Below are 14197 nucleotides of genomic sequence, written 5' to 3' on the forward strand. Positions count from 1 at the left end.
AACCCACACTCGGGACTTTCACCCGTTAGACTACGCCCATGCTGGGCACACCATACAAAATGGACACATACGAAATGGTATGTGCCCTTGTATTTATGTTCATATACAAATAACTTTATGGTTTATAATTATTATACTTAAATGACTTAATTTTAACAATGTGTAAACTTAATAAATTTTCAAAATTTAATCCCAGTAATCCGTCAAAATGACTGCTAAATAAAATTTTGCCTAAAACCCCTACCTTTTCTTTGTATTTTACCCCTAAAATTCATACATCTTATGTATTTTACTGACATCTTATTCCTATTAAAGGCTTTAAATCTACATAACTTTTAACTAAAACTGGCTTTAATATACTTGCCATAAAAATTCATTAGTGTCAGCTCCCTAAAATATTTTCTGCATATAAAAGGAGTCACTTACCTCCATTTCTTTCTGTAAGTGACCCCCTCGTATCTTATTCTTCTGTTGTTTCTTCTGTTTTTACAACGTCGATACTTAATTCATCTAATTGTACTTGATCTACTACGTCTGGTGCATTAGTCATAAGACAGCTTGCATCTTTTACTTTAGGGAATGCAATAACGTCTCTGATACTATCAGCTTTACACATAAGCATGATCATACGGTCAAGACCAAATGCAAGTCCGCCATGTGGTGGTACGCCATATTTGAAAGCATTTAATAAGAATCCGAAACGTTCTTCTGCTTGTTCGTCTGTGAAACCAAGAAGGTTGAACATTCTTTTTTGAACATCATTTTGGTAAATACGGATACTACCGCCACCAAGTTCACAACCATTAAGGGCTAAGTCATAAGCTTTAGCTCTTACAGCACCAGGATTTGTTTCCATAAGGTCTAAATCTTCATCCATTGGCATTGTGAATGGGTGATGCATTGCTACGTATCTGCCAGCTTCTTCATCATACTCAAGAAGTGGGAATTCTGTAATCCATACGAATCTGAATTCATCTTTGTTGATAAGATCAAGTCTTCTAGCTACTTCAAGACGAAGCGCACCAAGTGTAGCAAATACTACAGATGGTTTATCAGCTACTACTAAGATTAAATCATCTTTATCTGCGCCCATTTTTTCTTTGATAGCTGCAAGTGTTTCTTCACTTAAGAATTTAGCAAATGAAGATTTTTCTTCTCCATCTGTTTTAATTTGATGCCAAGCTACCCCTTTAGCACCGAAGTCTTGTCCATATTTAACTAATGCATCTATTTGTTTACGACCTAAGTCTCCCATACCTTTTGCATTAATTGCTCTTACTGTACCGCCAGCAGCAATAGCATTTTCAAATACAGCAAAGCCGCAACCTTTAACTACATCTGTAAGATCTTGAAGCTCAACACCAAAACGAAGGTCTGGTTTATCAGAACCGAAACGATCCATAGCTTCTTTATATGTCATTTTTTGAATTGGAAGCTGTACATCTACATCTAAAGCTTCTTTAAATACAGCTTGGATTAATCTTTCATTAACAGCCATAACATCTTCTGGCTCTACGAAAGAAAGCTCCATATCAATTTGTGTGAATTCTGGTTGTCTATCTGCGCGAAGGTCTTCATCACGGAAGCATTTAGCAATTTGGAAGTAGCGGTCAAAACCTGATACCATTAATAATTGTTTAAATAATTGTGGTGATTGTGGTAATGCGTAAAAGTGACCTGGGTGTACACGAGATGGTACCAAGTAGTCACGTGCGCCTTCTGGTGTTGATTTTTGAAGAATTGGTGTTTCTACCTCAATAAAACCTTCTGTTTCAAGGAAACGACGTACGCTTTGAGTTACTTTACTACGAAGAATAAGATTTTTTTGTACATCTGGTCTTCTAAGATCAAGGTAACGATATTTTAAACGAAGCTCTTCTTTTGTATCAATATTTTCTAAGATTTCGAAAGGTGTTGTTTCTGCTTCTGAAAGAATACGCAGTTCTTTAACATCAATTTCGATATCTCCAGTTTGCATAGATTTGTTTGCATCTGCACCACGAGATACTACCATACCGCGAGCTGCAATTACATATTCACTTCTAAGTGTACTAGCTTTTTCAAAAAGTTCTTTCTCTGTATTTTCATTGAAAGATAATTGTAAAAGACCTGAACGGTCACGAAGTGTAATGAATAAAATTTGTCCTAAGTTTCTTCTTCTTTGTACCCATCCCATTACAACAACTTCTTGGCCAACATTAGCAGCACTAAGTTCTGTACAACGATGAGTTCTTTTTAAACCATGCATTGATTCTGACATAATAATCCTCCTATTTAAGTAATTGAATAGGGCCGGGGCTACAGGAGTTGATGTCACCAAAGCCTACATCCCCTAGTCTCCTATTTCAACTAAAATTTTCGTATTTCGTTTTATTTAATCAAGCTAATGATAGTGAAGCATAGTTAAAAATGATAACTCTATATCTGACAAAAATGATTTGTCTTCCTTATAAAATAAGTACTTCTCTTCATTACTTGCCAATTTTTCATTATTAATTATTCATTATCACTTTTCACTCTTCACTGTTTTTATTCGATTCCTTTAATTGTCGTTTTGACTACTTGGACGAATTGGTTTAGTGGAATAGTTACGGTGTCTCCTGATTCCATTTCTTTGAGTTGGATTTCGCCGTTTTCTAGTTCGCTTTCGCCTAAGATGGCTGAGTAGCGGGCACCTATTTTATTGGCGTATTTCATTTGGGCTTTGATACTTCTTGCAAGGTGGTCGCTTTCTGCGCTGATGCCTTCTTGTCTTAGAGCATTTACGAGTTTGAAAGCTTCCATTTTAGCTTCTTCTCCTCTAAAGCCGATGAAGATATCTCTTGTCGCTGGTGCAAGAGCTTCTTTGTTTTCTGCATCGCGAACAATGATAAGACGCTCCATACCTGCTCCAAAGCCTACTGCTGGTACGTGTTTGCCACCGATTTCATCTACAAGTTTATCATAGCGACCGCCACCACAAACTGTACCTTGTGCACCGATATCATTTGAAATAAATTCAAATACTGTTTTTGTATAGTAATCAAGACCACGTACAATACCTGGGTCTACAACAAATGGAATCTCCATAGCTGTAAGTAAGCTTTGAAGTTCTTCAAAGTGTGCCTTACATTCTGGTCCTAAAGTATCTAAAACAGTTGGCGCTGCTTTTAAGTGTTCTTGACACTCTGGGTTTTTACAATCTAAAACACGGAGTGGATTTTTGTCCATTCTTTCCTGACAAAGTGGGCAAAGGTGCTCTCTTTTTTCATTTAAGAAGGCTTTAAGTGTTTCATTGTATTTCTTTCTACACTCAGGACCGCCTAAAGAGTTAATGTGAAGTTCTACTTTCTTAATGCCTAAGCGTTTAAGAAGTGTTGAACCTAATGCAATAACTTCTGCATCTGCTGTTGCTGAGTCTGTTCCAAACATTTCTACACCGAATTGGTGGAATTGTCTTTGACGACCAGCTTGTGGTCTTTCATATCTAAATGTAGGAGAAATATAGTAAAGTTTAGTAGGCTGTGTATCAGCATACATATTATGTTCTAAGAAAGCTCTTACTACTGCTGCTGTACTTTCTGGTTTTAAAGTAATATTATTCTTACCTTTGTCTGTGAAAGAATACATTTCTTTATTTACAACGTCTGTTGTTTCACCAACACCTCTTACAAAAAGGTCAGTAAACTCAAACATTGGTGTTCTAATTTGGTTAAATCCGAAGTCATCGCATAGACCTCTAATGATTTCTTCTACATCTAACCATTTTCTCATTTCTTCACCAAAAATATCTTTGGTTCCTTTAAGGGCACGAAGTTCCATGTCTTACTCCTTTCGTATTATAAACTTACTTTAATAAAAACTTGCAATTTCTTATTTGTAAGTTCACACTTGTAAATTACACTGAAATATAATTTTTTAAGCAATAAAAAACGCCCCTGACATAACTGTCAGGGACGATATTACCGTGTTGCCACCCTGTTTCAAAGCTTATGTATTTATAGTATATCCATCTAGAATACTTCTAAAACATAGTGCTTTGCACTTAATTAGCTGATAACGCTGCTTAGGCGTCGTCTCCTACTGCAATTTTCAGAGACACTCTCCAAGATGTCTTCAAAGCTAGTGTGAACTTTCAGCCTAGGTTCACTCTCTGATAGGTAAGCTTCTACTGGTTCTTATCATCGATTTAATAGTGTATTATTTTATATTGTACCAAAGTTTTTGCTTTAGTCAAGCCCTAGTATTTATTTAAATAATAAACTATCTACCGCTTCTACAAGTTCACCAATAGATGGCTTGCTGATTTGATAATCAGCACCTACTTTTTCACCCTTGTGGTGAAGGTCATCTGTAATAAGTGATGAGAATATAACAACTGGTAATGTACTTAATATGCTATCTTCTTTGATTTTACGTGTTACAGTATGTCCATCTAAAATAGGCATTTCAATGTCTGTAATTAGTAAATCAATCTCTTGTCTGAAACTTTCACCATATTTTTCTTTAAGATTCATAATGGCTTCTAATACATCTTTACCATTATCAAACTCAACGATGTTTACATATCCAGCTGCCCCTAAAGTTTCTTTTAAAAACTCTCTAATTGTTTTAGAATCATCTGCCATATAAATACGTTTGCTTTTACGTTCTTCTTTTAAGGCAATACCTACTTTATATTCGCTATTACCATCACTTGTTAAATCTGCAATGATTTTTTCAAAGTCAAGCATTAGTAAAATACCATTGTCTGTTAAAATATTTCCTACAGCTAGTGATCCTCTAACAAGTGAATCTGGTTTTGTAATATCAGACCATTTAATTCTTTGAATACCTGTAATGCTATCTACTGCAAACATTACTTGTTTCTTATTAAACTCACATACAAGTGCCATTTTTCTTTCTGATAAGTCTGTTTCTTTTTTATCTAAAATATAGCTTAAATCGATAACTGTCATAACCTGATCACGAACATTTGTAAGTCCTAAAATACTCTTATTCTGATCAGCTGCTGGTCTTACTGCACTTAATTGAATAATCTCTTTTGCTTTTAATACGTTAATACAATAGCTATTGCCGTTTACAACGAATACGATGACCTCTAATTCCCCAGTTCCTACATCTAATAAAATTGATTCTTCCATGTACTCACTTCCCTCTCTATATTTAAAATACAGTACTGTATTTTTTGACATTATTCTCTTATATGTATCGGCTAAAAATATAAATTCCTTAACATTTTCTGTAAATGAAATTTCAAAAAGGATGTTGCAAAATAGGCCTACTAGATCCCTAGATGCTATTGGCCTTTGAGAGTACATGAAACATATAGGAAAAAGTTAAGTAGTCCTTTGCTTAGCGTTTTCCCTAAGCTTTACGAAAGTGCTATGTTCCTACCTTATTTATGCCTTATTTATGCCTTCTAAACTCAATTTATGTCTTCTAAACTAAAAAAGGTGATAGCACTTTCGTACCACCACCTTTTTAATCTTAGTAACTTCCGTTATCTTCTGATTTTGCACCTGTCATAATAGCAATACTTTTGCTCACGCCAAGTCTTTCTGCTCCAGCTTCTACCATAGCTTCAGCAGTTTTTGTATCTCCGATACCACCAGATGCTTTAACTTTAATGCGGCCAGCTGCCACTTTACTCATAAGACTTACATCTTCAATTGTTGCACCACCAGTTCCAAAACCTGTTGATGTTTTGATGAAGTCCGCACCAGCTTCTACAACAATCTCTGTTACTTTTTCAATTTCTTCACTTGTAAGGTAACATGTCTCTACGATTACTTTTACAATTGTATTTGCATCAGTTTCTTTACATGCTTTTACAACTTCTTCGATGTCAAATTTAACATAATCATATTTTGCATCTTTAAGTGCACCTACGTTGATAACCATGTCTACGTCTGTTGCACCATTTAAGATTGCTTCTTTTGCTTCAAAAGCTTTAGCTGCTGGTGTTTCATTTCCTAAAGGAAAACCTACAACTGTTGTAATACCCACACCTGTATCTGCTAATAAATGATTTGCCATACCTACGTAGCAAGTAGGTACACATACTGTTTTAAAGTTATATTCAATTGCTTCGCTGCAAAGTTGTTTGATATCATCCTCTGTAGTTGTTGCCTTTAATGCAGTATGATCAATTAATTGTGCTAAATCTTTCATTTGTGTAAGCCTTCTTTCTCTGATGATTTTTGTCTCACTGGTCTTTTACCGGTGTTCTTTTAGTCTTTACTATATTATCATAGGCTTCTATATAAGTACAAGCTTTATGCATGTCTTTTTCTAAACTCTTAATTGTATTACTATAAACTACTGACTATTTTAATATTTTTCATACACAAGGAATAAATTATATGGCTTGTCATATATATGTATTAGGACATCTTATTTGAAAAGGAGGGTGTTTATGTCTAGTCCTAAGTTTTTTGTATTCAAATTAAAAGATTTAAAAATCCCTGTTCTCATTATTTTAGTGGCTGTCATTTTACTAATCTTTTTACTCTTTAGGAACAAAGCAAGTGCTCAAACCTTTGCCCCATCTGATACCTATCAGGATGGACAGTACATAGCAGGCATTTCTTTAGCAGATACTACAATGGATCTTGTTGTGCAAGTTACAGATGGCCAAATTGCTTCTGTTTCTTTAGACGGTTTAACAGAAGGCTCTACTGATCTTTACAATGATCTTATATCTGGTATTGATTATGTAAATACTTATGTTACAGCAACACAGTCTATTGAACTTCCTGCTAATGCTACAACTTCTCCAGCTACTAATATGCTTATGGATGCAGTCAAGATTGCTCTTTCAGATGATGAACATGCTCAAATTCTCTCTACTTACGAAAAACTTGATGTTACAGATCAAGATGAAGTATTTGTAGATGAATTTAGCGATGAAGATTATACAGAATCTGCAAAATTAGAGGATAATACTTCTCAAGCACAAGATAATGAGTCTGTCGAGATTACTGATACAAATTCTAGTGAGGGTACGGAAACGTCAGCTGAAGACACTAGTGATAATGCTTCTGACGAAACTCACGCTTCTATCATCCAAGAAGAAATTGTTCAATAATGGTCCGCTTCTATTAAAAACTTTTCATTAAAAATTAGAAACTATTTTTAGGCTTTCTATAAATAGTTTCTTTTTTTATGCAGTAATTTTAATATAATTAAAATATTTAAAAATTTTATTTATTTTTATTAATATTTTTATTATATTCTGTTACTATATAGATATAATAACTTTTTTGTCAAAGGAGGCTTTAAGATGAAACGAAAACTTCTCACTAATGTTGCACACTCCATTCAATCGCGGCTTATCTTAGTATGCTTAGGCCTATCACTTATTCCAATGTTTATCGTGAGTCTTTTTTATACGTTCATTTCTACTCATGCACTTAGTGATACCAGTTCCAATTTAAGCACCGAGCTTGTTAATCAAGCTGCCTATAGTACGGATACGCTTTCTCAAAGTGTAGAAAACAATATTTCCAAGTTCGTAGTTACAAATCTTGTACAAAGTAACTTGCTCACAAGTTACAACTCTCAGAAGGTTCAAGAAAAATTATCTGCACATACCTCGATTCGCAATCAACTTATTTATCTCGAAGAATTAGATTCTAGCATCCTAAGTTCCGCACTCCTTCTGCCTGATAATGTATTCGTTGGTTCCTGTGGCACCCTTTCTGAAAGCGAATTACTTGCACTACTTCCAACTGAAGTTTCAGATACCTTTACTTGGCTTAATGTGGCTACCTCTGACTCAAACTCTGTTTTAGTCACTCGCAAATACAAGGATCAGGCTAATGCGAATTGTTTTACCGTTGCTGCTATGGTAGATCTTACAACTATCACAACTAATTTTGATTCTATGCAGCTTTTACCTGACTCCCATTTATATTTATTAGATGAAGTCGGGCAAACTATTTATACATCTGCCGATACTACGTCAGGTTTTGATTCCTCTCTCTGGAATAACTTTAAGAATGAGACAAGCTCTAACTCATTTACTGCCAATGGGAATCTGATTTCTTATGCACCACTTCACAATGGTTGGAAAATTGTTATTACTGTACCAACCACTTCTCTTGTCAGCGCACTTCGCAGTTCTCTGCCACTCTTTATTCTTTTGCTTAGCATAGTTGCCCTACTTGCTCTCTGGATTGCTCTCTGGTTCGCTAAACGCTTTTGCAAACCTATTAAACAGCTTGCAAATCTTATGCGACAAGTAGAAGATGGCGACTTCACCGTAAAAATGCCCGAAAAAGGAAAAGATGAAATTAGTCAACTCTGTCATAGCTTTAATAAAATGCTTCATCAAATAAGCCAGGTACTTACAAACACAAAAACAACTATTACTCAAACTTTAGATAGTAGCGAATTTCTAAGTCATTCTACTACTCGTTCTGTAGAAGCCATTAGTCAGCTTACTACCTCCATTACAAATATTGCAGAAGGTACAACTAATCAAGCTATTGATGCACAAAAAACCAATTCTCAAATGGCAACGCTTGCTACGAGCATCCAAATTGTCATTGATAAAACTACTTCTATTTTAGAAAATAATAAAGGTGTTGCATCTCTTATTGAAAATGGTATGCATACTATGGAAAACCTTACAACTTCTATGAACACGGCCCTTGAAACTTCTACTCATATTGCTTCAAGTATGTCCGAACTCACCGCCCTTAATCAAACCATTGAAGAAGTCATGACCTTAGTTTCTAGTATTAGTGAGCAAACTAATCTTCTAGCGCTTAATGCAAGCATTGAAGCCGCCCGTGCTGGCGATGCTGGTCACGGTTTCGCTGTCGTTGCTAATGAAGTAAGGCGCTTAGCTGAAGCCTCTAAAAGTTCCGCTACCAATGTTCGTGAAATCTTAAATAATATTGAGGTTAAAATGAATAAAACTACCAAGCTTGCTCAAAACTCACAAAGTATTTTTACAGAACAAGCCCAAATTGTCACAGAAACAAGTTCAATCCTCTTCAAAATCATTGATATTCTAAAAAATATGAATCAAGAATTAGACGATGTGACTTCTCATACTAAAGAGATGAACGTCCTTAAAGAAACTATGGTTGAACAAATCAATAACATTTCTACCATTACCCAAGAATCTGCTGCTTGCACAGAAGAAGTCAATAGTTTAAGCCAAGAACAACATAGTATCATGCTAGAACTTAGCAATCTTTCTGCCTCACTTAAAGAAAATATGGAATCACTCGATCATGCTGTTTCCATCTTCAAAGTCCAGCAAGATGAAGCTATATAGCTATATCATGAAACATTCAACTAGTCATCTTACCTAAGAAAATAGAACTTTCCTGCCATAAAAAAAGCGGTATTACTCACTTGAGCAATACCGCTTTTTATTATGGCTTATAACTACCTATTATATTTCATTCATTTCTATCCCTTTTCAAAATAACTCATTAACCTTTTACTTTTCTTTTTATGTTTGTAAAAAGATACATCAACGGCTTATTTCGCAGCCTCCCTACCTCTTTGGGCAGCTTGATACGTTTGAATAAAGCCCTTAATAAATTCTGCAGTAGCATCTATACCAAGTACACTGCTATCTACAGATAGTTCGTAGAGCTGTGTCTGTCCCCATTTATTCCCTGTATAATAATTGTAATAAGTTCCACGTTTTTTATCTATTTTGTTAATTTTCTGCTCTGCCTTTTCTGCCGGGAGATTATACTGTGTAATGGCATGCTCTATCCTTGTTTTTAGTGGTGCATGAATGAATATATTAATGCAGTTTTTGTAATCTCTTAAAATATAATCTGCACAACGGCCTACTATAACACAACTTTCTTTAGCAGCTATTTCCTTAATAATATCAGATTCTAATATGAAAAGTTTATCATTAATAGGTAAGTCCAATAATGGTGACATATGATTACCAATCATATAGGTTCCTGAAACAATAGAGTATAGCAAACTGCTTGCTGCTGTTTCATCTATTTTTTCAAAGACCTCTTTACTCATTCCACTTTCTTTGGCTGCCATATCTATTAATTCTTTATCATAAAACTTGATTCCTAGTGTTTCAGCAAGCTTTCTACCGATTTCTCTTCCGCCACTGCCATATTCTCTTCCGATTGTGATCACTAAATTCTCTGCCATATAAACCCCTCCCTTGGTAGTGCCTTCATTATATGATACAGAAACCACTTATTATACAATTTTTATTTTATTTCTCAAAAATAATTAGTTATTTTATATAATAATTATACTACACTAATTTATATTATTCAATTTACTTCGAACAAGTTACTCCTAAATATAGATTTCACATTTATAAATTTTAGTTATTCATAGTTGTTTTCTCTGATTCTTAAATTTTTTACTTTATTGCCCATATCCATCAGGTATGACATCACCGCAACATGATTAATTCCTGACGCATAAAGTACTTGTACATTTTCTGCAGTAATTCCGCCTAATGCTACAAGAGGTGTTTTAACCTCACCTTGCACCTTCTTAAACCAACTTACCCCCTTTCCTTCTACAGGTTTACACGAGGGATGAAATACTGGACTTAAAAACATGTAATCTACACAGCCATCTGCCATTTTTGCTTCCACTTCTCCATGAATTGATAAACCAATCAACTTATTTTTTTGCCATGCTTCAAGTACTTCTTTTTGCTCTTTTTTATATTTTTCCCATAACATATATGGGAAATGAACGCCATCTGCATCTAGTTCCTGTGCCAATTCTAATTGGCTATGTATTAATATTTTTGTTTTCACATCTGCATGGGCTTTTTTATACTTCATTAACTGCCTTACTAATTGTACATCAAAATATCCTTTGTCCCTTACAATAATACAATCCACACCTTCCTCCATTCGCCTTATCATACATTCAAGCCATACTTTTTCATTTAAACCTTTTCTGTCTGTTACAAAGTAAATCATATCTGCCTCCCTACGTTTATAGTTTACAATTTTTAGATTATTTCTTTATATTATAACTTAATTCAGATTTTATTTTTTAGTATATCTTTAATCTTTTAAAAGAAACTAAGTTTACATATAAAGTTTCCCTTTGGATATACCGATAAAAACTACATACTTGAAAATTTTTACATTATAAGGAGGTTTTATTGTGTCTACACACTCAATGTTAGAAAAAAACAAGTTAGAATCAGATGCACTTTTATTTCGTGTTTTAAATATTGGTATGGTTTTAACTATTTTAAATGCTATTTCTATCTTCATTAACCGTCATAATCTTGGTTTTAGGTTGAATGATTATTTAGGATTACTAAGTACTGCTTGGGTTTTAATTCCTATTCTCTATTATAAATACTCTACAACAAGAAAACACTTTGTTCCAATTAGTCTCATTTCTTTAGAAATTTTAAGTTGTACTTTATACTTAGCCGCTTGGCTTAATGCGACTTTAATTTGGGTTATTACACTTTTAATAGCTGGTCTGTATTTCGATACAAGTCTTGTAAAGAAAATTCTTGTTATTAAAATCCCTTTATTTGTGCTTGCCACTTTCCTTATTCCTGTAATCAATGAACCTGGCTATGGCATGGAAGCAAATATGGTTGAGTCTGCTTACACATCTGTTTATTACATTCTTCAACTTCTTGCTGTTGGCATCCTATTCTATAAAATGACTCAAAAATTCAACAACATCTTTTTAACATCTGTTTCACAAAGTGATGATATTGAAACATTACTTAAAGAAAACATAAAAAAATCTACAGATATTAATAATGCTTTAGAAGAGCTTTATGAACGCATAACTCATGGTAATAATGCTATTTCAACAATTAATGCTACAAGTGTTTCTGTCAGCTTAGATTCTGAAAATATGTCTGAGAAGGTTCTAAATAGTAGCCGTGCTGCTGATAATATGCTCATAAGCGTTAAAGCTACTACTGAAAACTCCAAAGAATTAACTTCTGTAACAGAAGAAATTGGAAAAATTGCTTTAACTAATCAAGAAAATATCACTAATTTGGTAGAAAAGATTCAAGAAATCAATACCTCTAGCAGCAAATCAAAATCTCTTTTCAATACTTTATTACATAGTACGGCCGAAATCTCATCTGCCTTAAAAATCATCAATGATGTATGTGAACAAACAAATCTTATTGCCCTTAATGCTTCTATCGAAGCTGCACGTGCAGGGGAAGCCGGAAAAGGTTTCGTAGTAGTCGCCTCAGAAATCAAAAAGCTTGCTGAACAATCTAATCAATCTGCTGATTATATCAATACAATTTTGCATAATGTCAATACAATTTTGCATAATGTCAATACAAATACAGATGATTCCCTAAATGCTATTAATGAAACTGAAATCATTGTTCAGGATAATCTCAAATTACTTACACATGTACAAAAAGATTTTGATAAAATGTTTAAACTTCAAAATGATATGATTCAAAAAATCATTGATTCTCAAACACTCATTTCGCATTTAGAAAATGAAATTAATCTTGTAAAAACATCAACTCATGAAGCACACACTGGCAGCTTGGAAACCTGTTCTAATATGGGACATATTACAGCTTCTTTAGAAGAACTTACTGCTTCCTTCCAAGACATCCTAGTTTATGCTGAAATGGTAAAGGCAAATTCAGATGAACTTATTAAATTACAAGATAAATAAGTTAAATATCGAGTATCCAAAAAGAGGTACGCAAAATTATTTACAATTTTGCGTACCTCTTTTTCTTATAAGTCAAAAACTCAGCTGCTCTATTTTGCAACTATTCTTTAATTTGTTCATGAATAATATACTTTCCTGTTAAGCTATAATAGGTCCATTCAGCAATATTCGTTACATGGTCTGCTATTCTTTCTAGATATTTAATAATCATCATATAATGCATACCATTTTCGATAAATGAACTATCACGTTTCATTTCTTCAGTAAGCTCCTGCCATACCTTCCAGAAGTATTCGTCCATTTTATCATCTGCTTTGCAAATGGCTTTTATAGTTTCTACATCCTTACTTACAAAACTATCTAGTGCATTTTTAAGCATATCTCTAGCAGTTACTGCCATACGTTCAATATGGCGATGGTAGTTCACTTCTTTGCTCCACTCCTTATCATTAAGCTTAATGCTATACTGACAAATATCACTGCATTGATCTGCAATTCTCTCAATATCCGTTACGATTTTTACAACTGAAAGAATAAATCGGAGATCACTGGCAATAGGCTGTTGCTGTGCAATAAGTGAAGCACATTCTTTTTCAATTTCAAGTTGCTTAAGGTCTACGATATCATCTTGTTTAATGGTTACTTTAGCGAGTTCATCATCGGCAGTTTTAAGCACTTTAATTGTTTGATCAATCAGATTTTCTGCAGCCTGCCCCATTTCAATAATACTTGTATTTAAATCATTTAATTTATGTTCATATACTTTTCTAGGTGCCACTTTTTGTCTCCTCCTCTTAACCGAATCTTCCTGTGATATAGTCCTCTGTTTTCTTCTGTCCTGGCATATTAAATATTTTTTCTGTGTCATCTACTTCAATAAGTTCTCCTAATAAGAAGAATGCTGTACGATCCGAGATTCTAGCTGCTTGTTGCATATTATGTGTTACGATAACAATAGTGTATTGTGATTTTAGTTCATTAATAAGGTCTTCTACTTTAGATGTTGAAATTGGGTCAAGTGCTGATGTTGGTTCATCCATAAGTAAAATCTCAGGCTTCATTGCAATAGCTCTTGCAATACAAATTCTTTGTTGTTGCCCACCTGATAAACCTAATGCATTTTTACGAAGTTTATCTTTCACTTCCTCCCAAATTGCTGCCTTTTTTAAACTGTCTTCTACAATAGCATCAAGTTCTGCTTTATTTTTTATGCCTTGCATACGTGGTCCATAAGCAATGTTATCATAGATGCTCATTGGAAATGGATTTGGTTTTTGGAATACCATTCCTACCTTTTTACGAAGTTCAATCGTATCCATATTAAATATTTCTTGACCTTTAAACTTAATAGAACCCTCTACTCTTGGCGCTTCTGCTAAATCACACATTCTATTAAAGATGCGAAGAAGCGTTGACTTCCCACAACCAGATGGTCCAATGAAGGCAAGTACTTCATGCTCTTTAATATCTAAGTTTATATTTTTAACTGCCTTAAAGTCGCCATAATAGAATGAAAGGTCTTTAATGCTCATTATTGTATTCATAGTATGTTTCTCCT

General features: G+C 34.0%; 11 protein-coding genes and 1 other annotated feature. Of the genes, 3 read left to right on the forward strand and 8 right to left on the reverse strand.

Annotation, left to right across the window (positions count from 1 at the left end):
- Positions 1-460: 460 nt before the first annotated feature.
- From aspS to deoC, 4 genes are all read right to left on the reverse strand, one after another.
- Positions 461-2260: an aspartate--tRNA ligase gene (gene aspS / locus AC1VAQ_RS11920; RefSeq protein ID WP_302600191.1), complete on the reverse strand. Its 1800-nt coding sequence runs from the start codon at positions 2258-2260 to the stop codon at positions 461-463.
- Positions 2261-2529: 269 nt separating this feature from the next.
- Complete coding sequence (gene hisS / locus AC1VAQ_RS11925) at positions 2530-3801, reverse strand: histidine--tRNA ligase (protein WP_302600190.1); 1272 nt, start codon at positions 3799-3801, stop codon at positions 2530-2532.
- Positions 3802-3928: 127 nt separating this feature from the next.
- Positions 3929-4173: a binding site (T-box leader), on the reverse strand.
- A 53-nt stretch (positions 4174-4226) separates the two neighbouring features.
- Positions 4227-5123, reverse strand: a complete 897-nt coding sequence (locus AC1VAQ_RS11930; protein ID WP_302600189.1) for a chemotaxis protein — start codon at positions 5121-5123, stop codon at positions 4227-4229.
- 346 nt (positions 5124-5469) lie between these two features.
- Positions 5470-6153, reverse strand: coding sequence for a deoxyribose-phosphate aldolase (deoC, locus tag AC1VAQ_RS11935; protein WP_302600188.1), 684 nt, complete (start codon positions 6151-6153; stop codon positions 5470-5472).
- Positions 6154-6379: 226 nt separating this feature from the next.
- On the opposite strand from deoC, the gene AC1VAQ_RS11940 reads away from it, so the two are divergent.
- Both AC1VAQ_RS11940 and AC1VAQ_RS11945 read left to right on the forward strand, forming a co-directional pair.
- A complete protein-coding gene (locus AC1VAQ_RS11940) occupies positions 6380-7069 on the forward strand; it encodes a hypothetical protein (RefSeq protein ID WP_302600187.1) in 690 nt (229 codons plus the stop codon).
- Positions 7070-7264: 195 nt separating this feature from the next.
- Positions 7265-9271 carry a methyl-accepting chemotaxis protein gene (locus AC1VAQ_RS11945; RefSeq protein WP_479903955.1) on the forward strand — a complete coding sequence of 669 codons (2007 nt, stop codon included), beginning with the start codon at positions 7265-7267 and terminating at the stop codon, positions 9269-9271.
- Positions 9272-9480: 209 nt separating this feature from the next.
- Here AC1VAQ_RS11945 and AC1VAQ_RS11950 read toward each other — a convergent pair whose 3' ends face one another.
- On the reverse strand, positions 9481-10131 hold the full coding sequence (locus AC1VAQ_RS11950) for a cytidylate kinase-like family protein (RefSeq protein ID WP_479903956.1): 651 nt from the start codon (positions 10129-10131) through the stop codon (positions 9481-9483).
- A gap of 185 nt (positions 10132-10316) precedes the next feature.
- Positions 10317-10928, reverse strand: coding sequence for a thiamine phosphate synthase (locus tag AC1VAQ_RS11955; RefSeq protein ID WP_302600247.1), 612 nt, complete (start codon positions 10926-10928; stop codon positions 10317-10319).
- A 190-nt stretch (positions 10929-11118) separates the two neighbouring features.
- Between AC1VAQ_RS11955 and AC1VAQ_RS11960 the strand changes: the two genes are divergently transcribed.
- On the forward strand, positions 11119-12639 hold the full coding sequence (locus AC1VAQ_RS11960; RefSeq protein ID WP_479903957.1) for a methyl-accepting chemotaxis protein: 1521 nt from the start codon (positions 11119-11121) through the stop codon (positions 12637-12639).
- A gap of 100 nt (positions 12640-12739) precedes the next feature.
- Here the strand turns inward: AC1VAQ_RS11960 and phoU are convergent, their stop codons facing one another.
- The gene (gene phoU, locus AC1VAQ_RS11965) at positions 12740-13417 is read right to left on the reverse strand and encodes a phosphate signaling complex protein PhoU (protein WP_302600249.1); all 678 of its coding nucleotides are present in this window, start codon (positions 13415-13417) and stop codon (positions 12740-12742) included.
- A 16-nt stretch (positions 13418-13433) separates the two neighbouring features.
- Positions 13434-14183 carry a phosphate ABC transporter ATP-binding protein PstB gene (pstB, locus tag AC1VAQ_RS11970; RefSeq protein WP_302600250.1) on the reverse strand — a complete coding sequence of 250 codons (750 nt, stop codon included), beginning with the start codon at positions 14181-14183 and terminating at the stop codon, positions 13434-13436.
- Positions 14184-14197: the final 14 nt, after the last annotated feature.

The sequence above is a fragment of the Cellulosilyticum sp. genome (assembly GCF_982396655.1).